This is a genomic window from Paenibacillus sp. J22FR21 (assembly GCF_056269135.1).
Genome location: NZ_JBWDNJ010000002.1, coordinates 821,454 through 845,971, shown reverse-complemented (window position 1 = coordinate 845,971; position 24,518 = coordinate 821,454). Strand labels below are relative to the sequence as shown.

The 24,518-nt window shown below is 48.3% G+C and carries 19 protein-coding genes and 1 pseudogene; 4 read left to right on the top strand and 16 right to left on the bottom strand.

Annotated elements, in window-relative coordinates; all coding sequences use genetic code 11:
* Positions 1 to 25: 25 nt before the first annotated feature.
* The 8 genes from AC0YNS_RS09655 to AC0YNS_RS09620 all read right to left on the bottom strand — a co-directional run bounded on the left by AC0YNS_RS09655 (position 26) and on the right by AC0YNS_RS09620 (position 9,442).
* A complete protein-coding gene (locus tag AC0YNS_RS09655) occupies positions 26 to 1,747 on the bottom strand; it encodes a cache domain-containing sensor histidine kinase (protein ID WP_475780769.1) in 1,722 nt (573 codons plus the stop codon).
* 271 nt (positions 1,748 to 2,018) lie between these two features.
* Complete coding sequence (locus AC0YNS_RS09650; RefSeq protein ID WP_475780768.1) at positions 2,019 to 3,176, bottom strand: mandelate racemase/muconate lactonizing enzyme family protein; 1,158 nt, start codon at positions 3,174 to 3,176, stop codon at positions 2,019 to 2,021.
* A gap of 189 nt (positions 3,177 to 3,365) precedes the next feature.
* Positions 3,366 to 6,023, bottom strand: a complete 2,658-nt coding sequence (locus tag AC0YNS_RS09645; RefSeq protein WP_475780767.1) for an NPCBM/NEW2 domain-containing protein — start codon at positions 6,021 to 6,023, stop codon at positions 3,366 to 3,368.
* A 320-nt stretch (positions 6,024 to 6,343) separates the two neighbouring features.
* Complete coding sequence (locus AC0YNS_RS09640; protein ID WP_475780766.1) at positions 6,344 to 6,625, bottom strand: hypothetical protein; 282 nt, start codon at positions 6,623 to 6,625, stop codon at positions 6,344 to 6,346.
* A gap of 21 nt (positions 6,626 to 6,646) precedes the next feature.
* Entirely contained in the window at positions 6,647 to 7,348 is a 702-nt protein-coding gene (locus AC0YNS_RS09635; RefSeq protein WP_475780765.1) for a YjjG family noncanonical pyrimidine nucleotidase, read from the bottom strand.
* Between the two features lie 83 nt (positions 7,349 to 7,431).
* Entirely contained in the window at positions 7,432 to 7,893 is a 462-nt protein-coding gene (locus AC0YNS_RS09630; RefSeq protein ID WP_475780764.1) for a carboxymuconolactone decarboxylase family protein, read from the bottom strand.
* A gap of 282 nt (positions 7,894 to 8,175) precedes the next feature.
* Entirely contained in the window at positions 8,176 to 8,643 is a 468-nt protein-coding gene (locus AC0YNS_RS09625; protein ID WP_475780763.1) for a hypothetical protein, read from the bottom strand.
* Between the two features lie 61 nt (positions 8,644 to 8,704).
* On the bottom strand, positions 8,705 to 9,442 hold the full coding sequence (locus AC0YNS_RS09620) for an SDR family oxidoreductase (protein WP_475780762.1): 738 nt from the start codon (positions 9,440 to 9,442) through the stop codon (positions 8,705 to 8,707).
* Positions 9,443 to 9,628: 186 nt separating this feature from the next.
* On the opposite strand from AC0YNS_RS09620, the gene AC0YNS_RS09615 reads away from it, so the two are divergent.
* From AC0YNS_RS09615 to AC0YNS_RS09605, 3 genes are all read left to right on the top strand, one after another.
* On the top strand, positions 9,629 to 10,540 hold the full coding sequence (locus AC0YNS_RS09615) for an AraC family transcriptional regulator (RefSeq protein WP_475780761.1): 912 nt from the start codon (positions 9,629 to 9,631) through the stop codon (positions 10,538 to 10,540).
* Positions 10,541 to 10,626: 86 nt separating this feature from the next.
* Positions 10,627 to 11,373: an ABC transporter ATP-binding protein gene (locus tag AC0YNS_RS09610; RefSeq protein ID WP_475780760.1), complete on the top strand. Its 747-nt coding sequence runs from the start codon at positions 10,627 to 10,629 to the stop codon at positions 11,371 to 11,373.
* Positions 11,370 to 13,340, top strand: a complete 1,971-nt coding sequence (locus tag AC0YNS_RS09605; protein WP_475780759.1) for an ABC transporter permease — start codon at positions 11,370 to 11,372, stop codon at positions 13,338 to 13,340. Before AC0YNS_RS09610 ends, AC0YNS_RS09605 begins: the two co-directional genes overlap by 4 nt.
* A gap of 62 nt (positions 13,341 to 13,402) precedes the next feature.
* Here AC0YNS_RS09605 and AC0YNS_RS09600 read toward each other — a convergent pair whose 3' ends face one another.
* The 6 genes and pseudogenes from AC0YNS_RS09600 to AC0YNS_RS09575 all read right to left on the bottom strand — a co-directional run bounded on the left by AC0YNS_RS09600 (position 13,403) and on the right by AC0YNS_RS09575 (position 19,330).
* Positions 13,403 to 14,401 carry a sensor histidine kinase gene (locus tag AC0YNS_RS09600; protein ID WP_475780758.1) on the bottom strand — a complete coding sequence of 333 codons (999 nt, stop codon included), beginning with the start codon at positions 14,399 to 14,401 and terminating at the stop codon, positions 13,403 to 13,405.
* Positions 14,398 to 15,072, bottom strand: a complete 675-nt coding sequence (locus tag AC0YNS_RS09595) for a response regulator transcription factor (RefSeq protein ID WP_475780757.1) — start codon at positions 15,070 to 15,072, stop codon at positions 14,398 to 14,400. Before AC0YNS_RS09595 ends, AC0YNS_RS09600 begins: the two co-directional genes overlap by 4 nt.
* 78 nt (positions 15,073 to 15,150) lie before the next feature.
* Positions 15,151 to 17,184: a Na+/H+ antiporter gene (locus AC0YNS_RS09590; protein ID WP_475781014.1), complete on the bottom strand. Its 2,034-nt coding sequence runs from the start codon at positions 17,182 to 17,184 to the stop codon at positions 15,151 to 15,153.
* 149 nt (positions 17,185 to 17,333) lie between these two features.
* A complete protein-coding gene (locus AC0YNS_RS09585; protein WP_475780756.1) occupies positions 17,334 to 17,657 on the bottom strand; it encodes an antibiotic biosynthesis monooxygenase family protein in 324 nt (107 codons plus the stop codon).
* Positions 17,658 to 17,695: 38 nt separating this feature from the next.
* Positions 17,696 to 18,574: pseudogene (locus AC0YNS_RS09580) on the bottom strand (oxidoreductase).
* Positions 18,575 to 18,766: 192 nt separating this feature from the next.
* The gene (locus AC0YNS_RS09575; protein WP_475780755.1) at positions 18,767 to 19,330 is read right to left on the bottom strand and encodes a TetR/AcrR family transcriptional regulator; all 564 of its coding nucleotides are present in this window, start codon (positions 19,328 to 19,330) and stop codon (positions 18,767 to 18,769) included.
* Positions 19,331 to 19,543: 213 nt separating this feature from the next.
* On the opposite strand from AC0YNS_RS09575, the gene AC0YNS_RS09570 reads away from it, so the two are divergent.
* A complete protein-coding gene (locus tag AC0YNS_RS09570) occupies positions 19,544 to 20,767 on the top strand; it encodes an epoxide hydrolase family protein (RefSeq protein ID WP_475780754.1) in 1,224 nt (407 codons plus the stop codon).
* A 57-nt stretch (positions 20,768 to 20,824) separates the two neighbouring features.
* Here AC0YNS_RS09570 and AC0YNS_RS09565 read toward each other — a convergent pair whose 3' ends face one another.
* On the bottom strand, positions 20,825 to 22,171 hold the full coding sequence (locus AC0YNS_RS09565) for a serine hydrolase domain-containing protein (RefSeq protein ID WP_475780753.1): 1,347 nt from the start codon (positions 22,169 to 22,171) through the stop codon (positions 20,825 to 20,827).
* Between the two features lie 111 nt (positions 22,172 to 22,282).
* A complete protein-coding gene (locus AC0YNS_RS09560) occupies positions 22,283 to 24,421 on the bottom strand; it encodes a GMC family oxidoreductase (protein ID WP_475780752.1) in 2,139 nt (712 codons plus the stop codon).
* Between the last annotated feature and the right edge of the window lie 97 nt (positions 24,422 to 24,518).

Here is a 24,518-nt window from a genome sequence, read left to right as displayed (position 1 = left end):
CAGACCTCCCCTTCCTGCATATGAGTTAGGCATGCATGGCTTCATCCTTCCATAGCTCCTCTTGAGGAATTCCAGCATCTATACACAGCTTTAGTGTGATCGCTGTTCCGCGGCCGGTTTCGCTCCGAATGGACAATCCAAACTCTTCCCCGTAGATATAAGTAATACGCTGCCTGACTAATTGAATGCCGAGACCGCCGCTTAAGCTCTTCTTCTCGAATGACGTAAGCAAAGCTTCGACTTTCTCTGCAGGCATGCCGATCCCGTTGTCCTCCACGACAAGATACAAGTCATCGCCCTGGACATAACCTCGAATGATAATAATGCCGCCAAGCATCATTTGCTGGAAAGCATATTTAATCGCGTTCTCCACTAACGGTTGAACGAGCAGCTTCGGAATCTTAATATCCGCTATCGCAGGATCTATATGAAACACATAAGACAGCTTGTCTTCGAAGCGCATCCGTTGAATTTTCAAGTAATTTTCCAGCTGCTCCATATCTTCCGAGACAGTGACAAATTCATTCTGATGTGAGATCGAGTATCGCAGAATAGTGGACAACGAAATAATCGCTTCGCCGATTTCTTCCTCATCCTTGACCACCGTCATCCAATAAATCATGTCCAGCGTGTTATATAGAAAATGGGGATTCAACTTCGACTGCAGATTGATCACTTCGGCTTTACGATAGGTTAGCTGCTGGTAGTACACGGTCTTGATTAACCGGTTTACCCGTTCGGCCATATGGTTGAAATGCCTGATAATGACGCTGAATTCGTCATTTCCTTCCCTGCTGACTATGACATCCAGCTTCCCTTGCTCAATGCTCTCCATCCCTCTCATGATCTGTTTCAGCGGTCTTAGAATCATACGAAGAATGACCAGCGCAAATAAGAAGATGAATGCAAAAACGATCAATTCCATAAGCAGTAACACTTTATTCACCTGGTTGACTTGGTTAAGGATTTCTTTGTTTGGCACGACCCCAATCAGTTTCCACCCCTGGTAATTCAATGTCGAGGTGACTTGGGTACCTGAATCGAGCTGCTGCGCTAAACTGGATTCCGATTGATGAACGAGCCTCCTGTCTGTGGCGAACATGATGGTCTTATCCTTAATCAGGAACACACTTCCCTCTTCTCCCAATCGCACATCGTCCAATTGATCGTGAAATTTCTCATTTAAATCCACTCGGAGCAGACCGAGCAGCTCTTCCCCGTCATATATGAGCATCATCATTGTAATGAGATGCGTCTGCGGCTGCACCGTCCAGATGACATCCTCCGAGCTGCTCGGGCGATCTGTTGTCATTAATTGTTCGGTAAGCTTGTCCGCTTCGAATATCGCATCGGAATAAAATAAGTTCATTGGCGCGTAGCCAACCGGGAAGATGTAGATGTTCTCGATCATCTCCAAATTAGGCAGTCTAACAATTTGCCTTGCAATTTGGTATTTCGCGATTTGATAGTTGATCGTGTGCCGGTTCAAATCCTTCAGATAGTTCTTTAACACTTGGTTGTTGCGAATAACACGGGCATTGGCATCGATTTGCTTATATTGCAGATCAACCTGCTTTCCAATTTGCCGGACCGTTTCTTGTAAATTGGCTTCTGACTGCCGCAGAATAATCCCGCTAATCCAATGCTGGAAGAAACCTGCCTGTAGGATGACCAATAGGAACGAGATGATGATAAACACAAGTATGACTTTGTATTTGAGTGAGCGAACTTTAATCCATTTCATCATCGGCATCCCTCCTAAAGGGTAGTAACACAGCTGTTTGATTAATAAATTGGGTTTTAATGGTTGCGCTTTCACAAATCGGTAATGACATTATAAGGATAATAATTCCATTTAACAATGAGACCAAAGTCTGCGTGCTTTTATGTCGACAATCAAAGAAAATCGATGAAATAGAGCGATTCATGTAAAAAAAACCACGTCAGATGATTTCCGACGTGGATGAATATATAATTAATGCAGTTAATTATCAATGTTCCAGATTGAACTGGAGCATCTATCTATCCACGGACACGTAATAGTTTCCTTCAACAAATGGGAACCGTTCCAACGCATCTTCAGCCAGTTCAACGCCGAGTCCCGGCTTGTCCGGCAGCTCAAGCCATCCGTCCTTAATGACTGGGCTTTCCTGCACAAGTCCCCATTGCAACGGTCCCTGAATGCGGCACAATTCCACTAGAATCGGATTCGGAAGTGCAGCAACCAGATGCGCATTCGCCATCGTCATGACGCCGTTATGCCAGTTATGTGGAATTGTCGGAACACCGTACTGCATGCCGAACTGAGCAATCGACATAGCTGCGGTAATCCCGCATATCCCTGCATCCTGCTGAATAATCGAATACGCTTGACGCTCCATATAGGGAATGAACTGCTCTATCGTCGTGTACTGTTCTCCTCCGGTTACCGGTACACTCAAGGCTGCGTTCAGCCTCGCATACCCTTCAACGTCCTTCTGCGGAATTGGTTCCTCGAACCATCGGAATCCGCCTATCCGATCAAGTCCTTTGCCAAGAGCGAGCGCAAGCTCTTCCGTTAGACGCTGATTACCGTCAATCGCAAGCTCCATCCGGCCGTTCACTTCCTGGGACAACTCCTGAATAAGACCGAGCATCCGATCTACGGTTACGCCATCCCAAGCCCAGTGTGTGCCCACTCTGAATTTGAAGACCTCGTAGCCCTCGGCGATATAAGATAATGCTTCCTCTATGAGCTGCTCCGGTCCCTCTCTCCAATCGTAGCTGCAACCGCCGGAAGCATACAACTGCACTTTGCTAAGCGGATTTGGCGACAACAGCTGCGAAACCGCTTTGCCGGCTAGTTTCCCGCGAATGTCCCATAGCGCACAATCCATGCCTGAAATCGCGCAATCATAAGCCCAGGATTGCCCATTCGGGTGCAGCACGATGGATGGATCCCTTGGGTCGCTGCCTACTAGCAGAGGGGCGACTCTTCTAACCATATCGCTGATCTTTCCGGGTACTCCATATGCGCAGGCTTCACCAATCCCCGTAATACCAGCATCGGTTCGAATGACCACGATAGCTGCTTCTGCTTTGATGGTCCGGAAAGTCGAAGTCATCCATTGCCTATCAGGTTCATGCATTCTGGATAACAATATCGTTTCGACATGCGTTATTTTAATATCGGACATCGCAACTACTCCCCCATCGTTATGAATAGAAATCATAGTCTTCCATATTGTAGGAATTGAATAAAAGTATAGTTATCTGACGCACGCACACCAATGGACAATCCTACGTTTTTTGGACTTATTCATAGTCTGCCTGCAGCTCCGAAGAAAGAGACCGATCACAAGGATCGGTCTCCGTATTCATATGCCTTATTCACCGGTTGGATAGAGGATGCGTGCATCTCCCCAATCCGCATGATCCCAATCGCTGCCGTTGCCGCCATTGGTGACGACTAGCTTCAGCTCATTTATGCCTTCGATAGCCAGATCAATATTTTGCGTCGCTGCTGTTGCGTTCATGAATCCACTGTCGAATGCCAGTATGCCATCCAGCCAAACTTGGAAGCTTACACCGCCATTACCATAAGTCTCGTCGTCGACGCCAACACTCGCTTGGAATTTGGCATATTCGCCTCCGAGCGTGTACACGATCGTCGATTCGGCATGCGTACCCAAACCTTTCGCATAGACGACATCGTTTAGGGTAATTGGTTTGCCATCCGATGATTTATCACGCTGGATATTGCCCCAACCTGCGACGCCGTAATCCCATGAATAGTCGCTGAGGAATACAGTCGGCGTAGTAGGCGGTGCCAATACGGCATTGATTTCGTTACTTGCACCCGAGCTATTTCCCGCTGCGTCTTTTGCTTTTACAGTGAAAGTGCTTGCGGTACCCGGAATAAGGCCTGATGCCGTAAACGAAGTTGCCGTTGCCCCTGTAGTCGTACCGACTAGGTTGCCGTTCCTGTAAACCTCGTAACCTGTAACCGCCTTGTTATCCGTTGACGCCGTCCAAGTTAAGCTTGCGCTGGTGCCGGTTACGGATGCAGCTGTTAGCGCAGCCGGCGCGGTTGGCGGCTGCGAATCCGGAAGTTCAGTCGTCACGCTGAGCGCAGCGCTGACATCTGAAACATTGCCTGCAGCATCACGTGCTCGCAGCGTTATACTATACGTCGTGATTGGCGACAGCCCCGTAAGCGTGAAGGCTAATTCACCCGGTGCAGTAGTGCCCACAAGTGCCCCATCGCGATAGACTTCGTATCCGACGACGCCTACATTGTCAGATGCAGGGTTCCAAATCAAATCAATTGTCTCATCGGTCTGCGAGGGTGAAACCAAATTCGTAGGCATGTTTGGTTTCTTCGTGTCAGGCAGCCCCGGACTAACCAGAATGATCTTCTCCTTCACGTTCGAACGCCCTTCATTATCCCATACGACAAGAGTCACGCGGTAAATACCGGGTTTGTCATAGACATACGTCGGCTTAGCTGATGCGCTTGGCAGCCCTGCCCCGAAATCCCATAGATAGGTAGCGATCGCCCCATTATCTGTCGAGGTGCTGACGAACGTAACCGGCGCACCTGCACGTACCAGTACAGGATTCGTAAAGTTTGCCACCGGCTTCGCATTCGTTAACCCGCGCGACTTCGGCTGTGCATTGCTGCCGTTAAGGAAGACAAGATTGCCCGACCATTCCAAGTGCTGCGCAGCTGTCGGATAGGGATCCATCGTCACGCCTTTATTGCCAGAAATAATGTTATTCGTAAAGCTTAGCCGATCCACGCCTGCTGCTTCCGTAATCTCAATCGCCTTGCGACCGTTGTTTGCGATAAGGTTGCTGTCGAACGATAGGTTCTGAGAATTGCCGTGAATCCGAACGCCATTTCCCTCATAGCCGGGATAAGCAGCTTTCGGATTGCCGAGCTGCGTATTGATAAAGCTGTTCTTATAGAAATATTGATATTGCTCGGTCTCTCCTGAGCCTGCACCTTGCAGCTGCATGCCCCACATGACCATGTTTTTCACCACATTGTAGCTCCACAATTGATGTCCTGTTCCCGGAGATTGCTGAATCCCTACTTGCTGGCCGCCGTCTACCAGATTGTCCGTCGTTACGGCGTTCTCCGCCATGATTTCCAGTCCGATTGAACCGACTCTGCCGTCGGTTGGCTGCACCACATTCCGGCGCACGGCGATATTCTTCGAGCGTACGGCACTGATCCAGAAATCCACATGATTATCCTCAATGATGGCATTGTCCGAATTCGTATGAAGCTCAATGGATAGGCCATGTTCCTTCAAGCCTGATCCGGTGATTGTATTGGATCTAACAATCGCGCCGGAGCTTCCGTCATTAATGAGGATACCTCCTCGTCCGGTATTCGCGATGACGTTATTTTCAACGATCACGTTCTTGGAATCCCAGCCTGCGCGAACGGCAGCCCCCCAGATCGAGCCTACGCCGATGTTCGTGACATTGTTGTTCGTGATGCGAACGTTCTGAGATCCGACGACGTAAAGCGCATGAGGACCGAAGCCATCTACAGCGGCGAAATCCTTGACTATTAGTCCGCTCATCTCGTTTCCGCCGCCGCCCTCGGATACGGCCGCTGACATCGCTACTGTGCTGTTGTTTCCATCAAGCGTCATATTCTTGATCGATGCTCCGGATACGTTCAGCATATAAAACATATACGTTTCGGGGTTGTCCGTATATTTCACGATCGTGCTGTTGCGATCCTCTCCACGGATCGCGACGCCTGATTTCCCTTTAACTGTACCCGCCAAATAATACGTGCCTTTCGGAAGCAGTACCGTATCCCCCGGTGCTGCTGCATCAATAGCCGATTGAATCGCAGCTTTATCATCGAGATTATCTGCCCCGTTTGCCCCGAAATCGATGGCGGACAGAGTCGTTGATGCGACAGGACCTGCAGCGACATTGCTCAAAGGAATAGCAGACGTTACCATAATGGCAGACAAGAACAAGCGAATGACAGCTTTCTTAGACGGCTTCACTTTCATTCTTCACTTCTCTCCTTCATTGGGTTAGTTACGGTGATTTCAGCTACAGCTACAGATTCTCAAGTCATTTATTGGATGAACACCTGACCTCCTTCTTGCCCGAAATTGTGGAAGCGAATTCCAATCTATCCATCTAACATGCTACAGCACGGATCAAATCAGTAGTTAGTGTACAATAACTGAAAATGACCCCTCCTCCCGAAACGAGAGCTTATACATTATTCGAAATCATGTACAATCCTGATTGCTGATACCAAATAAACGCCAAAAAGCCCCCGCCAAACTAATGGCGAGAGCTGACAATGCAAAATCCGGCAGGACTATTCCAAGCGATCCTTAAGGTACATGGTTAACGAATACAGCATCAAATGCAATTCCTCATTGGTCTCTGCAAATGGCGTTTCTTGAACACCGTGCGCATCACGACGGAGCAATTCGCGATTTAACTTCGTGATATTGGTCACTAAAGTGTGGTTGTCCCAAGCCTCGATAATGGCATTCATCTGCGGCTGCTTCTCATGCGCAATATTGTTAAATTCAGCGAATTTGGGATCCAGCATGAAACTGGAAAAGGAGATTTTCTCTTGCTCTGCTTGTGACATCGATTAAGCACCAACTTCTTCTTATTTTGTTTGGTTAGGCGGGCAAATCGCAAAAAGTTCAACTAAAGTCGTAATCGTATAAGTACTTTGGATATCTGCGGGGCTGCTTTGTGATCTACGGTTGATCCAACACGTATCAATTCCGGACAGAATGCCGCCTTTAATGTCGGTACTTAATGAATCCCCGATAATCAATGCTTCTCTTTTATTGAAATCCTTAATATGATTCATCACGTATTCGAAGAAGGCGATAGACGGCTTGGAGTAGCCGATGCTTTGTGAATCGAAAACAGCTTCAAAGAAATCATACAATCCCGAAATCTTCAATCGCTTAATCTGCGTTTGGGTAATGCCATTCGTAACAACGAACAGTCGATGGGATCCAGATAGACTTTGAATGACTTCCAGTGCACCTTCGATATGCAGCTGATTTCCGGTACCAAGCAGCTCTCTATACATCTTCTCCCATTCAGGGCCATCCACAACTTCGCCAAGCTTCAACATCGTTTCGGAGAATCTCGAGTTAAGCACCGCATCTAAACCGATCGTTCCATGCTCATAATCCGCCCATAATTGTTTGTTGACGGAATTATACACGCCAAATAACTCATCTGAGAACGTGTATCCGTGGTGCCCAAACAATTGGGTTAACGATTCGGTTTCATTGGCGCCGAAGTCTAACAATGTGTCGTCTAAATCAAATAGCAGTATGTTGTAGCTCATGTACCCACCTCTTATAAGTGTATAATAAACAACAGTCTATCGCCATACATCCACGATGTACAGTGATAGACTGCGTAAAAATACTATTTGCGTACGGCCGGTTGATATTCGCCGGGTATCATCCCCGTTGAGATCGCCATTCGATTCCAACAGTTAATGGCATTAATCGCCATAATCAAATCGACGAATTGGCCCTCATCGAAATAATTGCGGACTTGCTCATACAATTCCTGTGATACGCCGCCCTCTGAAATTTGGGTCACCGCTTCAGTTAACGCCAGTGCGGCCCGCTCTTCATCCGTATAGAACGGTGCTTCCTTCCATGCATTCAGCAGATACAATCGCTGCTCCGTTTCCCCCATAGCACGTGCATCCTTCGTATGCATGTCCAAACAGTATGCACAGCCGTTAATTTGAGAGGCGCGAATTTTGATCAATTCCCACAAGTGGTGATCAAGGCCGCTGTTCTTCACATATCCTTCCAATTTCAACAACGCCTGTAACGACTCGGGGCGAGCCTTCATGTAGTTTAATCTCAATTCCATATCTATACACCTCTTCTGTTAGTTTGTATTCATGATTCGTTCAAAGGCTGCCTGAAATGCCGCTCATTAATTAGTCCCTGACCTATAATATTTCCATGACTATTAGCGGAATATCCCCCTTTGAGTCCACTTTTCTCGCTGCATTAATTGTAGATAATATATATCGACGATTAATGTTGTCTTTAATATAATTCATCATTAGCTCCATGTCAACCGTCTCCTTCTGTCCTATAAAAAAAATGCTGAGAGTTCGAAAATCGAACTCTCAGCATTCAAACTACCTTAAACTGTACTCGACGAACCTGATCCATCCGGCCCATCCGCCAGATCGATGACGCCTACGGCAAGCACCGTAATTGCGGCTGCTTTTCCAAGCTTCTTGACGCCGTCTTTGATTAATTCCTTATCGTTTTCTTTGATGCCGGCCACCACTTCGATCCCGCTTTCGACCACGTATTGGATGCCTTGTCCCGCACCTCTCACCGTTGTTGTTGCCGCATCTCCAAGATCGTTAAGTCCTGTTTGCGCCCGTTGCTTATCGGCTGTTACCAAGCCTGCGCCTACATCCCATACGCCGCTTGCTGCTTGACCCGCCAGTTCACCTGTTTTGGAAGTTACTCGCTCCACATCATTGCCGATTTCTTTAATATAGTCGCTATGGACAAGTTCTCCGGCGACCCGTACCGTTCCTCCGATTACTCTGCCTGTCACATCGCCCGCCAGTTTCCCGATCCCTTTCAGAAAATCCATCTGAAGCACCTCCGTATTATTATTTATATTATAACGGATGACCGCGTGCTTCGTTTCATTTTCAATTAAACCCGCCGTTCACGCGAATCGTCTGCCCCGTAATCCAACGCGCTTTATCGCTGACTAGCAGATCAACCGCATTCGCGATGTCCTCAGGTTCGCCAAGACGGCCAAAGGCAATCATACGGCTGAATGAATCAATCAGTTCCGGTGATTTGCCGTTCAAGAACAACTCGGTCGCAATCTGTCCCGGTGCAATGCAATTGATAACGATATCCTTCGGCGCAAATTCCTTCGCCAATTGGCGAGTGATTTGCTCAACCGCCCCTTTGGTTGCGGCATAAACGCTATAAGTGGGGAGCATAGCACCGATGACGGAAGTAGAGAAATTGATGATTGTCCCGCCTTTCGACATATGCTTCATCGCTTGTTGGCAAGCGAAGTAAGTCCCTTTCACATTAATGGCGAATTGCCGATCAAACATCTCTTCTGTCACATCCGCGATAGCTGTGCATTCCATGATTCCGGCATTATTGACCAGAATGTCTACGCGCCCGAAACGAGCAATCGTAGCTGAGAATAACGCTTCGACTTCGCTCACTTTGCTCACATCGGCGCGAATTGCAGTCGCTTCGCCGCCGAACTGTTCGATCGTCGTTACAACCTCGTCCGCTTTCCCTTGATTCGAGGAATAATTGACGACCACCTTCGCTCCTGCTTGTGCCAGTTGGATCGCCAATTGACGTCCAATCCCCCGTGAAGCTCCTGTGACGATCGCTACTTTGCCATTCAAACTCATATCTGATCTCTCCTTATCCTTTGGAATTAACCTATAACTATTCTGCAGTGTTCGGCTTGTAAGTTTATTATAGTCATGGTTAGTTAGATGCCGTTAGATCATACCTGTACAATTCTTGCCTAATTCTCTTCAAGTTCGCTATGATAAGGAGTACATTACTTCGTCTCCGGGAAGGAACGCAAACGCATGGATCCACTAAATGAAGCCCTCCGCTTAGAGCAAGCTTTGCAGCAATTGGCACGATTGATACACCAACATGCTCCGCTCAGCGGTACCCATCCGACGGCAGTGCCTTCTTTGCAGCTCATGCATGCGACTCATTTGTCTGAACCGCTGGAAGCGGTCTATAAACCATCCATTTGCGTCGTAGCACAAGGGGCAAAGACTGGCACACTGGCTGACGAAACCTACCGGTACGATTCATCGAATTACCTGATCACTTCCGTTGAATTGCCGATTGTAGGGAGAATTATTGAAGCTTCGTCCGACACCCCCTATTTAAGCTTAAAGTTAAGCTTCGACACCGATATGATCCTGGAAATCGTAAAAGAAATGCATCGCCCCGTGCAAGTTCCCGCCGAACTCAGTCGCGGGATCACTGTAGGCCGAACCTCTCCCGCATTACTCGAATCCATTGTGCGACTCATGCGGCTGCTTAATGAGCCTGAAGATATTTCGATTCTTGCTCCACTCGTCATCCGCGAAATCTTGTATCGTGTCCTTCAAGGCGAGCAAGGTGCACGCCTCTACCAATTTGCCGTTACCGGCGGCCATGCGAACAACATCGCACGTGCGATCCAAATCATTAACCGGCAATTCGATCAGATGATTGTGGTCGAGCAGCTTGCCAAGTCTGTGAACATGAGCACATCGGCGTTTCATAAACATTTTAAAAGGATTACGGCGATGAGTCCCCTGCAATATCAGAAAACGGTTCGTTTGCAGGAAGCACGGCGGCTCATGCTGACAGAATCCATGCAGGCTGCTGATGCGGCATTCCGCGTCGGTTACGAGAGTCCTTCCCAATTCAGCCGGGAATACGCCAGGATGTATGGAAGACCGCCCAAGCAGGATGTTCACAATCACCGCTCTATATGACAAAAATGTCACTTTAGATGTTGTTAATTCGATGGTTGAAGGGCAAATTAGTCGGTATAGTGGTGTGGTGAAGGAGGATGACATCCATGGGGAACATTATACAAACCAAGAACTTATCGAAGTCGTATGGAAATGTACAAGTCTTAAAAAGTATTGATCTGACGATTGAACAAGGAGAATTCACTGCCATTATGGGGCCATCCGGCTCTGGCAAAACGACATTATTAAACACGCTCTCCACGATTGACAGCTTTAATGGCGGGGATGTTTGGATCGAGGGAAGCTCGCTGCTCGATATGAAGAAGAAAGCGTTACGCGATTTCCGGCAGAAACGAATGGGTTTTATCTTCCAAGATTACAACCTGCTGGACACGTTAACGGTGAAAGAAAATATTCTGCTTCCGCTCTCTCTGCAGAAAACACCGGTCGCGGAAATGGAGCAGCGATTAGCGAGAATAATAGCTGCCTTAAACTTAGAATCGATCTTGCAGCAATACCCTTCTGAAATCTCCGGCGGTCAGAAGCAGCGCACCGCAGCTGCACGGGCAATCATTACGAATCCTGCGATTGTATTCGCGGACGAGCCGACCGGCTCCCTTGACTCTCGATCCGCTACTCAGCTGCTCGAACAAATTCAACTGCTTAATCACTCTTTTAGAACAACGGTACTTTTGATTACCCACGACGCTTATGCGGCTAGTTATTGCCAGCGCGTCATCTTTATCCGAGATGGGAAAATTGTCAATGAAATGTTTAAAGGCGAACAATCCGAGAAACAGTTCTTCGATCGCATCCTGACCGTTCAAAGCGCCATAGGAGGCGAACGACGATGAGCTTGCTCGATCTATCTTGGCGCAATATGAAACGAAGCTTTCGACTCTATTCGATTTACTTCATTTCCATGCTCATCGGGGTCATCATCTATTTCACATTCTCGTCTCTTATGTATAACGATGATATTCTGACCGCTATCGCAAATAAAGATAATTTTCAACTTGGCGTCTCCATCGCATCGGTAGTCGTATTCTTCTTCATTATTTTCTTCATCCTCTATGCGAACTCGTTCTTTATGAAGCAGCGCAAGAAGGAATTTGGGATGTATTTGCTGTATGGCATGAGTGAGCGGCATATTGTAGGGATGGTGTTTCTCGAGACTGTCATTCTCAGCGCGATCTCTATCGTCAGCGGGATTTTGGTCGGCGGATTGCTTTCCAAGTTCTTTGGCATGTTATTGATGAATTTGATGCATTACGACGAAGTAATCTCCTTTGCCTTCCCGATTGAGGCGATAAGGTCAACGATTCTGCTCTTCGCGGTCATCATTCTCATTATTTGTGTACAAAGCTACCTTACTGTTCGCCGAGTCCAATTGGTGGAGTTATTCCATGCCAAAGCCAAGAAGGACAAGCCCGTTCCATTCTCCGCATCGCTTGCAATAAGTTCCGTACTCTTGTTAGGAATAGCTTTCTTTCTCATCAGTCGCGACGGAAGCTCGGTTGTTTGGCAAGACTACACCATGGTGAGTATGTTTGCGGTAACGGTCGGAATAATCGGCGGGACCTATTTATTTTTCCGACAGTTTTTCGGTTGGATCTTGGATAAGATGAGCAAGCGGAATAACTACTTGGATGGTAACAAAATGTTATGGATTTCCTCGCTGCGATTCTCCATTCGCGGAAATACCTTGATGCTAACGTTCATTTCCTTGTTTAGTGCGTTAATCATTTTCTTGGTTGGTTTCGTTTCGATAAACTATACCGTGCAAATCTTATCAGCTGGGAAAGAGTTTCCGAACCACATCGCGTTTACGTCACAAGATGCAGACAAACAAAAGCAAATTGAACAATTAATGGAGAACGAACATCCCATTACACACCATGAAAGAATTAATGGACTATCTGCTGTGCCGGTTTCTGACAGCACCATTGCCTTTGGAAATCGAGATGCAGCTGAGGAAGGAATTCTGCTGTTCGCGGAATCGCAATTCAATGACATCGTCAGCATGCGCGGGGATAAACAACAGGTGAATTTGCAAGGTCAAGAAGCAGTAGTCCTTCTGCCTGTCGGAGCGCAACCCATCACGTTTACCGTAGGCAAGCAGCCTGAATTCACAGTAAAACTTAAGGAAGAGATGACATTGCGGCTCGCTGAGAAGAAGAACTATACGTTTCTCAGCAAGGCTACCGACTCCAAAGGGGACGTTGGCTCATTTCCTTCCATCCTGGTCATTTCCGATGAAACATTCGAAGGGTTAAAACCGGGAGCAGCCGTTAGCTCGTTCGACATCTATCAAATCAAGGACGCCCGAAATTCCACTGCGTTATCTCATCAAGTCCATGATCTGGTTACGGCAACACCTGGATCGTATTACGCTGCATTTGTCGATCTCTATACGATTGATACTGAAACTTCATCTCTCCTGCTATTCTCTGCCGCATTCCTTGCGGTCATCGCGTTATTTGCACTGGGAAGCATCATCTACTTTAAGCAATTGCGGGAAGCCACGGAAGAACTGAGGCAATATTCGATCTTACGTAAGCTCGGCGTCGATGACCATGAAATGAAGAAGGTTATTCGTAAACAGCTGCTGTTTGTATTCCTGCCTCCAATTCTGCTTGGTTTGCTGCACAGTTGGTTTCTGTTGATTTATCCGACGATGGAGGAAGTCAAGGATTACCCGCAGATCACTTCGATTATCACCGCGGTTCTGTTTCTGTATGTGGCCATCTATGCCCTGTTTTATTTATCCTCTGCGAGTGTTTACTACAAAATAGTGAATCCAACAAACGCAATGAACTAATCAAATGCAGGCTCCCAGAGTCGTCCATCATGACGACTTCGGGAGCCTGGATTACTGACCGTTCATTGCGTTTGTTGTTGCCGGATCAACAGATAGGGATCTTCATCCTTCGGGAAATGGATGATAAATTGGGTGGATACCCCGACCTCAGAGCTGCACGTGATATAATGGCCAAGTTTATTGGATAATTGCTGCGCCAAATATAAGCCCATGCCTGTAGATTTCGTGTACCTGCGTCCTGTTTCTCCGGTAAAACCACGATTAAAGATGCGTGGAAGGTCTTGCGGGCTGATGCCAATCCCGCTGTCCCGAATGAGCAATTGCCGCTCCAGCGGAGTTTCCACGGAAGTAATCGTGATCTGTCCGCCATGCCCCGTGTACTTCAAGCTGTTTGTCAGGATCTGATTGACGATGAACTGCAGCCATTTGGGATCACTTTGAACGTCTATCGATTCTGCCTGCATGTCCATACGGATTTTCTTAGAAATAAAGGTTTTCGAATGCGTTTTTACGATATCCTTCGCAATTTGCAGCAAGTCACAGTTCTTAATATCGTAATCCTGATTAAAACTATCCAGCTTGGCGTAATAAAGCGCTTGATCAATGTAATGCTCAATCTTCGCAAGTTCTTCTCTTAGACTATTGGCATCCATTTCCGTTTGCTGAAGTAAACGCAGAACGGCAATTGGCGTTTTTATCTCATGAAACCAAGAGACGATGAAATCATAATGCTCATTTTGCCGATCATGCAGCCGATTCATTTCGCGGATATGTTGGATCTTCAGCTCATGCAAGTACTGCCTTGTGACCTCGCCCTCCAAAGATAAGCTGTCAGCATCGCCGCTGCTCATTTGACGCATCACGCGCAAGTTTTGTTGGTAGCGAACCATTAAGAATCCAAGTAATACAAGCGAAGTTAAGGTGAACGCATAGAAGAATGTCCCCCATGCCACGCTCCCGCCACTGTTATCGGTCAAGATAACCGCGGCCGTAATCATGGAACCAGCTATGTACAGATAAATGTAAGGTTTCTCGTAGGATAGAAAACGCAGGAAGCTCATTCGATCAAGTACCCCATTCCCTTGCGGGTTGCGATAAACGATTCCAATTCCAGCTCCGCGATTTTCTTGCGCAGTCTGTTCACGTTGACCGTTAAGGTGTTATCATCGACGAACTGTTCTTCATTCCACAGTGCTTGCATCAAGTCCTCGCGGGAAACGATTTTGCCGATATGTCGCATCATGAACTGTAGAAGGATGAATTCATTCCGGCTTAACTCCATGATGTTTCCTCGAAATTCTATCGTTGAATTCGTAACATTTAATTTCAATCCCCGATGGATGAATGTAGGACTTTCATCTTCCTGATACGTATATTTCCTTCGAATAAGCGCGCCGATCTTGGCAACCAGAATATCCAATTCGAATGGCTTCTGGATAAAATCATCCCCGCCCATATTGATCGCCATGACAACATCCATATTCTGATTGCGAGATGACAGAAACATAATCGGCACCTTGGAAACCGAGCGTATCTGCTGACACCAATAGTAACCATCCAAGACGGGCAAATTAATATCTAACAGCACAAGATGAGGTTCTGACCGCTTAAACTCGGCTAACACCTGCTCAAATTCGGTCACTTCGACCACTTGATATTGCCACTTTACCAACGTATCCCCGACAATCCGTCTAATTTTCTCATCGTCTTCAACCAGCATAATGCTATACATATTACCCCTCATTATCACAAAAGTTTCTACTAGTAGTTTAGCACAATCATACCGTAGATTACCTCTGTAAGAAGAGGATCAACCCAGCTCAATCTGTTCGTACATGGAGGCTTCGCGGTCCCGTATGATGCGGCGCAGTTCGGATACCAATCCACGATCGATTTTCCCCTGCTCATATAGATTCTGCACCTCGTACCTCTCCGCCTGAACCGCAATCCAGTGAAGCTCCTTTCGTGTTTCATCGAAGGCTTCTTTCTTGCGTTTACTGTGAAGCTGAAACGATCGAAGTCGATTGACGAGCTGCTTATAATAGGCAACAACGCATTCTGTCGGATCATTCGCACTCTCCGGTGCGCATAACGGCCCAATCTGATTGATTACCACTTGTCCGCACTCGATACGGAGTCCCCGCAGCGATTCAAGGTCTTGCTCCGTTAATGCCCTTCGCCCTGAATGCGGTGCGCCGGTGATCAGCTCTTTCAATCGGCCGAGCAGCCTTTTGAACACCAACAACCACAAGTGCAGCCGATTCGCCAAAATAATTTCTACTTGATCAAGCATTTTGTTATAGAATTCCGCATGGCTTTTCGTTATTGTGCCCTTCTCGAGGCGCTCCTGGATATAGTCCCGTTCGATCTCCAATGCTTCGATCCGCAGTGCAATTTCGTCTTGATTTAAACGAGATATCCGTTTATATTGGCTGTCTTTCGATCCAAGCTGCCCAATCATTTGGTTGTACTCCTCAATGACGGCATCCACCGCTTCCTCGTTCCCTTCATTACTCTCCTGCTGCAGTTGGCGCACAGCGGCTTGCAGGATGTGAACATGCCATTCGTTCTCCTCTAAGGCCAACGCTGTTTCGTCCGACAAGACACGTTTCTTCGCAATTAGTGGCAGCAAGATACTGGCTGTTAGGAGGGACAACAGAATGACACAGGCGGCGAGAAAAATCATGAGGTTTCGTTCCGGAAACAGCTCCCCGCTGCTCAGAAACAGCGGAATGGAGAAGGCGCCGGCTAGCGTGACGGCACCGCGCACGCCAGAGATGGTTGTCATGATGAGTGCTTTGAAGCTCGATGCTTCTTTACTGTAGGAGCCGAATATCCGCCAGCCCTGCGTAAAGAGCAGCGTCCACACAAATCGGAGCGCGAGCAGCAGCACAAAGATAGCCACGGCATAACCGATAACGACAATGTTATTAAAGCCCGGATCTTTGAAGATGACTGAGGTCACGTCAGGAATTTGCGTCCCCAGAATGACAAATACGAGGCCGTTCAGGATAAACAAATAAACGGACCATGTACTGGTGGAAACGGATTTCAGTTTCCCGATGTCGCACTCCACTTTATCTTTCTCAATGGCATGCACAATCCCGCCGGCGACCGCTGCTAAGATGCCCGAAACACCGACTTCCTCGGCACATAAATAAAGGACAAAAGGCGTCAGCAGCTGCAGCAGCATGTGCATCGTTTCATCATCCAGCCCATTGCGTCGCAGTAATTGCCGTATACCTGCAATAATTACAGCGAGCATGGCCCCCACTAGAAGTCCGCCGATCGAGATAAGAAGAAAGCTGAAAGCGGCTTTCTGCAGCGAGAAAATGCCGGTTACCGCTGCCGCGATCGCAAATTTGAACGCAACTAAGCCGGAAGCGTCGTTCATTAACGCTTCGCCTTCGAGGAGTCGCATAAGACTCTTCGGCAGGTGGATTCGCCCAGCGAGTGCGCTCACCGCAATCGCATCCGTCGGTGACAGAATGGCTGCCAGAGCAAAGGCTGCGACCAGCGGAATTGTCGGTATCATCCAGTGAATCGTATAGCCGACTACGAATACGGTAGCGAATACCAGCCCTACGGAAAGCAGCAGTATCGGAGCACGCAGTCGCCAGAGCTCTTCTCGCGGTGTATGTCTGCCATCATTGTACAGCAGCGGGGCGATGAACAAGATAAAGAACAGCTCCGGCTCCAGCTGTAGATGAATGCCGATCGGGAGCACAGTAATGAAGCCGCCGAGCACGATCTGGATGAGCGGTACCGGCACGAATGGCACGAACCGGTAAATCACATTCGACACACCAATAAGGACGAGTAACACAAGTACGACGATAAACACTTCCAAGCTGGCTTCCCCCCTATCCGAGCATATATTTCGTTATATTTTCCATGATTGCAAACCGATATTCTCCCAATCCCGCTGACTTAATAAAGAGAGCCCTTCGGACTCTAGGTCGCAAAGGGCTCAGATTAACTTGTCGGTTATTCTCAGGCTGGCTCGAATGTTCGAACCACTTCATACATCCCGGGCTCAAACTTAGCTATCGTTAATGCTTCTTGCAGATACGGAAGTGGTTTAGGATCACTTCGCATCGCGTTATATTCCTCTTCGCTTCTCCACTGCGCATACATCGTCACTTTAGTCCCATCCAAGCTGCGATGAAGACTCGAAGAGATGAACCCTTTCGCGTAACGAACGGAGACATCTGTTGCGCTTGTAAGCAGCTCAACCAGACGATCCTGATTCGCGGGGTCCACTGTGAATACATTGATGAAAGTAAGAATCGGATTATTCATCGTAATTTGAGTCATACTGCTGCCTCCTTGAGTGTAATGAATGAATTAATGTATTAATCACCAATTTCCTCGTACATGCGAGTAACTTCTCGGCTCAATTCCCTGGCTTCAAAATCTGTCGAGCGACTTAGCATCTCCCAGCGTTTTGTTTCGGCTAATTTCCCTTCATCCACTGCATTTGCGATCTCGACTGCATCGCTGCCAAGCAGCAAACGAAGAGGCGGATTCTCTTCATTGACGATTGTGATGATGGCTTGCGCAGCTTTATCCGGATCGCCATTCTCTTGGCCGGTTGTGTTGCGCAGGTGCTTGAGCAGACCACCGACGGTGTCCCGGTACTCAACACGCGGTTCGATGTGCTGCATGGATGAACCGGCCCAGTCGGTACGGAAACCGCCGGGTTCGATTAAAGTGACCTTCAAGCCTAGCGATTCCGTTTCTTTGGCAAGGACCTCAGAGAAACCTTCAACTGCCCATTTGGCCAATTGGTACGGTGCAAGACCGGGTGCACCTGTGCGACCGCCGATGGACGAGAACTGAACAATGTGACCGTGACCTTGCTCGCGCAGCAGTGGCAGCGCAGCTTTCGTTACATTAATTGTGCCCCAAAGGTTCGTTTCTACTTGAGCGCGGAAGTCATCCATCGAAGTTTCTTCAATGGAGGAGACATTGCCGTATCCTGCATTATTGACAAGTACGTCTAACCGTCCGAATGTATCGAAAGCGGCCTTCACCGCGGCTTCTGCCTGATCAAACCGAGTGACATCCAGTTGAACCGTACGAATCTATCTGCCATAACGTTCAGCAAGATCAGTGAGCTGTTCGGGATTTCGAGCCGTTGCAATGAGTTGATCTCCACTAGCCAAAACCGCTTCTGCGAGACTGCGGCCGAAACCTCTTGAGCTTCCTGTAATAAGCCAAACTTTAGACATATGATTGTGCCTCCCCAATGATGTGAGTGATTTGGAATGTTCGTTCCAATGCGATCAGTATAGTCTCATCTCTAACTCAAGTCAACACGTTTCGGAATGTATATTCCAACCAATATTTTCTTGTTATCGGAATGATTATTCCATGACCACAAATAAAAAAGCCCCTTGAGACCATAATGGCCCAAAAGACTTTTACACAAGGATGGCTTTCCATGACGCCTCAAGAATTTGCTGCACCTGTTGTTCATTCAGCGGATATTTCTGTACATAGTACCCTTTCAGGATGGACGAAATGATCCCGTGGATGAGCTGATGGCACAGGTGTGAATCCATCTCTCTGATAATCCCCTGCTTCTGCCCTTCCACAATTAAGGAATGAACGACTTCTCGGGAATGATGAGCATCGTCCATATTACGCAGCTCCGGTGAGATATACGGTGAGTAAGAGAAGCTGTCGATAAACAAAAATTCCTTGGGGAAATCAACGCCGAATTGGAGTCGATTAAACTGAAGGCATTTAAACCGTTCATACAGGCTCGCTCCAGGATTATAGCCATGGAGCAAATATTCCCCCATATGCATGCGTGCCTCTTTATACACGGCGTTCACGAGCTCTTCTTTATTCGCAAAATAGTTATAGATCGTGCCGGAACCGACGTTTGCACGCTTGAAAATCTTGGAGAAGGTGAATGATTGCAGTCCCTCTTCATGAATTAATTCGAGCGTAGCCGTCATGATATCCTGTTTCTTACTCATTCATTCCACCTCTGACAACACTGACAATTTAGTCACATTATTGCCTCTTCCGGACATAAAGTCAATGATAATCAAAAAGGAACCCCATAAGAGATGTTGTTGATTCGGTTGGTCCGAATGGGCAGAGACTTGAATAAAGTATAAGGATTCATTTTCATCCACGTAGACTTACCCCCTGCGTTCATTTAAGCCTTTTCTAAAGGAGAACATACCATGGCACAAGGAAACGTAAGCCAACAACATGCAGCACAAATGGCAGATAAGAAAGCCATCCGAGGGCCGTTTCAGATTCATTTTCCGGAATCAGAGCTTACTGAATTGCGTAATCGCATTATCGCTACAAGATGGCCGGAGAAGGAAACGGTATCGAACCAATCGCAAGGTGTTCCGCTTGCAACCATGCAGAAAGTCGCGGAATATTGGGCAACCGAATATGATTGGCGCAAGTGCGAGGCTACGCTCAACAATATCCCTCAGTTCTTGACAGAGATCGATGGGCTGGACATCCATTTCATGCATATTCGATCTAAGCACGAAGATGCTTTGCCGATGATTATCACGCATGGTTGGTCGGGCTCCATCATCGAGCTGCTCAAAGTAATCGATCCGTTAACCAATCCTACCGCGTATGGAGCGAAAGCTTCGGATGCCTTCCATTTGGTCGTTCCATCTATGCCCGGCTATGGCTTCTCAGGTAAACCGACTACTACCGGTTGGGGTCCTGAACGCATTGCAAGTGCCTGGACCGAACTCATGAATCGACTCGGGTATTCGAAGTATGTGGCGCAAGGCGGCGATTGGGGAGCGATCATTACAGATTTCATGGCCGTTATGAAACCGCCGGGACTAATCGGTATTCATTCCAATATGCCGGGCACGGTTCCACCTCACATTGATACCGCACTCATGAAAGGCAATCCGCTTCCCCCCAATCTAACGCCGGAAGAGATGCGTGCCTGCGAGCAATTGGCTTTCGTTTACAGACATCTCGGCTACGCTTCAATGATGGGTACACGCCCGCAGACGCTGACCGGACTGGTGGATTCGCCCATAGGCTTGGCAGCTTTCTTAATGGACCACGATGCTTGCAGCCTGGAGCTGATGATTAAGGCATTCGATGGACATCCGGAAGGTCTTACCAGAGATAATATTCTCGATAACGCTACGCTCTATTGGTTGACGAAAACAGCCATTTCAGCAGCCCGGCTCTATTGGGAGAACACGTTCTCCTTCTTCGTCGTAAAGGGAGTCCAAATCCCCGCAGCCGTGACAGTCTTTCCGTTTGAGCTGTATGAAGCGCCCAAGAGCTGGACCCGGCAGGCTTACCCTGAACTTATCTACTATAACAGAGTTGACCGCGGCGGACATTTCGCTGCTTGGGAAGTGCCGCTGCTGTTCTCCGAAGAGGTTCGCGCGGGGCTTAGGTCTCTTCGTTAACCCAAAAAAGAGGCCGCCTCAAAAGTCGTCTTGCACACTTTTGAGAGCGGCCTCTTCTTATTGAGATATCGTGTTTGCTCGAATTTCCTGCAACCGGCTTGATATGGCGCTGCTTTCAGGAGCTATGGCTGCGCCGCAGGATAAGATACGAATCATAGCATCTTGTTCTTGATTGCTGCGAGCTAACGCTTCCGTAATACCCACAAATTCATAATCGGCTAAATAGTAGCTTTCCGAGTCCGCAATCATGATACGATGATACTCTTCCATTGCTGCCTCCACACCATCAGATACAGCCAGAGAGGCAACTTTATGAGCAAGAGATCGCTTAATATGGGACATGTCTCTTAACCCCAGCAATTGATCCAGTATGGAGAAGGACACGTTGTCCAGCCAAACATAATCGCTGTTGGCCATAACGGCTATAGCGATATGATCATCCGGAAGAATGAACAAATGGGTTAGGAACCCCGTATCCCAACCGGAATGGGAGAGAATACGTGAGCCCTTGTAATCTCCCATAAACCAGCCCAGACCGATATGCGATTTCTTAGGATCATAGCCCGTTTCAGCATGAGGCTTCCACATTTCAGCATGGCTTCCGGACTGCAACGCGGAATATCCATTGCCTGCAGCTCCTTGGTTTAAGTGCATCTGCAGATAGCGGCACATATCTTCTGCGCTGGTATACAACGTGGAGCTTGGTGCATGTGCCCTGTTGTATGGAAACACATCGCTGACATAACCACCGTAACCAGGGGAAGATCCGAGCACATGCGGCGCGGCCAGCTGCGTTTCTACTTCCTGCTTCAGAAAGGAACTGGAACGCATTCCGATCGGTTCCAGAATGGCTGCATTCATATAGTGCTCGAAGCTCAACCCGCTGACTTTTGCGATAAGGTCGCCCAGTATCTCATAGCCAATATTACTGTAAGCGAACTTATCGCCTGGATCGCTTTGCAGCTTAAGATGACTACTACTTCTTACATATCTTTCGAGGCTTTGCTCATCGTATTCCGGCCGGTCCCACGCGTAATCATTCTCATCCGGCATCCCGGAGGTGTGGTTCATCAGCTGCCTGACTGTAACCGTCCTGTATCGCTCGTCATCCAGTTTAAAGTAGGGTAGATACGCCAAGATCGGCGAATCCAAATCTATTTTCCCTTGTTCAACAAGCTGCATGATGCCTGTAGCTACGAAGGTTTTGGATACAGAAGCTTGATGAAATAAGGTATCATGAAGCACGGGGGCACCCGTCCCTTTATTAGCCGTTCCATATTCACCGGCAAAGCTTAGGTTGTGGTCATACACGATTCCGACAGATAGACCCGGGAACTGTTCATGTTCAACATATTCGGTCAGCATTTCATGCAGCCTGCTAATTTTAACTGAATTTGTATTCATAGCTACCTCCTATTTATCCAGCTTATTTCCTATTACTAGCCATAACTATATCGATAGGAAATGGATATGCATAGATAAGAAACGAATAGAAAGTATTCATTGCACACCTAATCAGGCTTGATTCACCAGATTATCCGCAGTGCGGAAGGCAAGCGCAAGTATGGTCAGCACCGGATTGACGCCGCCGTTAGTCACATGCACGGAACCGTCGCTCACCCACAGATTATCATACCCATGTACTCTGCCCATCGGATCGGTGACGGATGTTGCAGGGTCATTCCCCATACGCAGCGTTCCGGACTGATGCTGTCCGCCGCTTAGCCCGTTTCCGGCACGTGTTCGCCACACTTGTCGCGCTCCCGCAGCCCAAAGCCACTTCTCTGCTTGCTCGGCCAGCATAACCGATGCGCGAAGAGACTCCGGATGAACACCTCCGGATAGCTGAACAACGGGAAGACCGAAGCGATCTTTCACCGTAGGCGATAAGCGAACTCTTGAATCAGCTGTCGGAATTTCTTGAATCGGGCCTTGAATTTGACTGGTGCGCAGAAACGTCTCGCGCATCGTTTCCTTGCCCGCACTCCCCCAACGAGCTGCATCCGGAGCAAGCGCGCGATTCCAGTGAATGAGGGGCAGACGTATGAACTCGTTGGCTAGCAGCCCTCCTCCGATGACACCTGCTTCATCGCTATGTTCGAATCGGAAGGTCGCGATGCTCACGCCCGGACCATTGCCGTCCTGAATTTGCTCATCAAATATACCGTAAGCTCCGGCATAAACATGCCCCTGCAGGTGTCTGCCTACTTGACCGAACCGATTGCCAATCCCATTCGGTTCGGCCTCATTTGCGGATTGAAGCAGAAGTCTAGCGCTCTCGATTGCTCCGGCAGCGACCACTACATGCCCGGCGCGAATAGATCGGCGCTGAATCGAACCATCCTTACGCTCGTGGATGAGATGAACGCCAGTCGCTCGTTTTCCACCTTCTGTTTCAATTCGCTCCACAATCGTATCGCAGATGAGGTCGCACTTATTCCCAGGTAAAGTGGCTCTCACCATCATCGTATTATGTCCGCCGTTCTTGCTGTTCGTTGGACATGCGAAACCTACACACTGACCACATTGCCCGCAAGCCGGTCGTCCATCGCGTTCAACCGAATTGATAAGCAGCGGCACGGGACCTGCATCCCATCCCAGCTTCACGGCCGCTTGGGCTAAACGGTCGCCTTCTATCGTTCTAGGCATCGCCGACATCGGGTAGGAACGCTCTCGTTTCCCTCGACCCGGGAAGGCATTGCCATCACCGGAGACACCCACTTCCCATTCGGCGCGTTCATAATACGGTTCGAGGTCTTGATAGGTGATCGGCCAGTCGCTTAACGAGCTTCCGTCCGGAATGCCATAACGTGTCGCCATGCGGAAGTCTTCCGGATGAAACCGCCACGCTTGTGCGCCATAGACCCTAGTTCCGCCGCCTACAGTCATCGCGTTATTGTGGTACTCCCCTTCGTGTGGAACCGTAATTCGCTCCTGTCCGTTAGGCAACAGAATCGTCCGCGGGTTGCCAACAAGCGCCGGACCGGTATTATGTCCGTATTTGCTCAAACGGTGATTTCGCAAGTGATCGCGCCCAACCTGATCATAACGCAGCCAGCTTCCACGCTCGACGACGAGTACGTGAAGTCCGGATTCGGCCAGCACGCCTGCAGCTACGGATCCGCCGGCTCCGGCTCCTATCACGATGACATCATATTGATCTCGCAGCTCGTCAATGGAACGTTGTGGCAAATCAGTTTCCTGGGCTGGTACTTGAGCGCCTGAAACAGGACCCGGACGAAATCCGATCATGTCCCATGACTTGCCGGCGCGATTCCCGCCTGCTTCGGGACTTCCATAATACCCCTCAATGACTAGCGTTAATAACGTATCGAATAATCGCTTCGATGAAACCGGCCAATCCTGAACTTGTCCCAGCTGGACTGCAGTCAACAGAAGGTCACTTTCTGCTGCCGACAGCTCAGCAAACGAACGACTAAAGCGGGCTAATGCTTCTGCTTGCAGTGCCAGAATGCCCGGCTCCACCAGTTTCAGCCATGTATCAGGATCCTCGTTATAATGTCGCTCTAAGGATGTAAGTACACCTGCTTGGGTTGCTGATGGCCATGCATCTTCCGGAACCATGCGGTCCGCAACCGCTTTCAACACTATTTCTAATTCCGCAGACAAAGACTTCTGTTCGACGGGATTCATATTCAAGCGCCACCTCATGCTCTTCATTTAGTAGGTACACCTCTTTTTTCCACCTCTATTGTAACATCAATTAGCTGCTTATAAACCCATATGAGGA

Bases quoted from the DNA above. Each gene is read 5' to 3' on its own strand.
- AC0YNS_RS09655 (WP_475780769.1), bottom strand. From the start codon at position 1,747: ATGATGAAATGGATTAAAGTTCGCTCACTCAAATACAAAGTCATACTT.
- AC0YNS_RS09650 (WP_475780768.1), bottom strand. From the start codon at position 3,176: ATGTCCGATATTAAAATAACGCATGTCGAAACGATATTGTTATCCAGA.
- AC0YNS_RS09645 (WP_475780767.1), bottom strand. From the start codon at position 6,023: ATGAAAGTGAAGCCGTCTAAGAAAGCTGTCATTCGCTTGTTCTTGTCT.
- AC0YNS_RS09640 (WP_475780766.1), bottom strand. From the start codon at position 6,625: ATGTCACAAGCAGAGCAAGAGAAAATCTCCTTTTCCAGTTTCATGCTG.
- AC0YNS_RS09635 (WP_475780765.1), bottom strand. From the start codon at position 7,348: ATGAGCTACAACATACTGCTATTTGATTTAGACGACACATTGTTAGAC.
- AC0YNS_RS09630 (WP_475780764.1), bottom strand. From the start codon at position 7,893: ATGGAATTGAGATTAAACTACATGAAGGCTCGCCCCGAGTCGTTACAG.
- AC0YNS_RS09625 (WP_475780763.1), bottom strand. From the start codon at position 8,643: ATGGATTTTCTGAAAGGGATCGGGAAACTGGCGGGCGATGTGACAGGC.
- AC0YNS_RS09620 (WP_475780762.1), bottom strand. From the start codon at position 9,442: ATGAGTTTGAATGGCAAAGTAGCGATCGTCACAGGAGCTTCACGGGGG.
- AC0YNS_RS09615 (WP_475780761.1), top strand. From the start codon at position 9,629: ATGGATCCACTAAATGAAGCCCTCCGCTTAGAGCAAGCTTTGCAGCAA.
- AC0YNS_RS09610 (WP_475780760.1), top strand. From the start codon at position 10,627: ATGGGGAACATTATACAAACCAAGAACTTATCGAAGTCGTATGGAAAT.
- AC0YNS_RS09605 (WP_475780759.1), top strand. From the start codon at position 11,370: ATGAGCTTGCTCGATCTATCTTGGCGCAATATGAAACGAAGCTTTCGA.
- AC0YNS_RS09600 (WP_475780758.1), bottom strand. From the start codon at position 14,401: ATGAGCTTCCTGCGTTTTCTATCCTACGAGAAACCTTACATTTATCTG.
- AC0YNS_RS09595 (WP_475780757.1), bottom strand. From the start codon at position 15,072: ATGTATAGCATTATGCTGGTTGAAGACGATGAGAAAATTAGACGGATT.
- AC0YNS_RS09585 (WP_475780756.1), bottom strand. From the start codon at position 17,657: ATGACTCAAATTACGATGAATAATCCGATTCTTACTTTCATCAATGTA.
- AC0YNS_RS09575 (WP_475780755.1), bottom strand. From the start codon at position 19,330: ATGAGTAAGAAACAGGATATCATGACGGCTACGCTCGAATTAATTCAT.
- AC0YNS_RS09570 (WP_475780754.1), top strand. From the start codon at position 19,544: ATGGCACAAGGAAACGTAAGCCAACAACATGCAGCACAAATGGCAGAT.
- AC0YNS_RS09565 (WP_475780753.1), bottom strand. From the start codon at position 22,171: ATGAATACAAATTCAGTTAAAATTAGCAGGCTGCATGAAATGCTGACC.
- AC0YNS_RS09560 (WP_475780752.1), bottom strand. From the start codon at position 24,421: ATGAATCCCGTCGAACAGAAGTCTTTGTCTGCGGAATTAGAAATAGTG.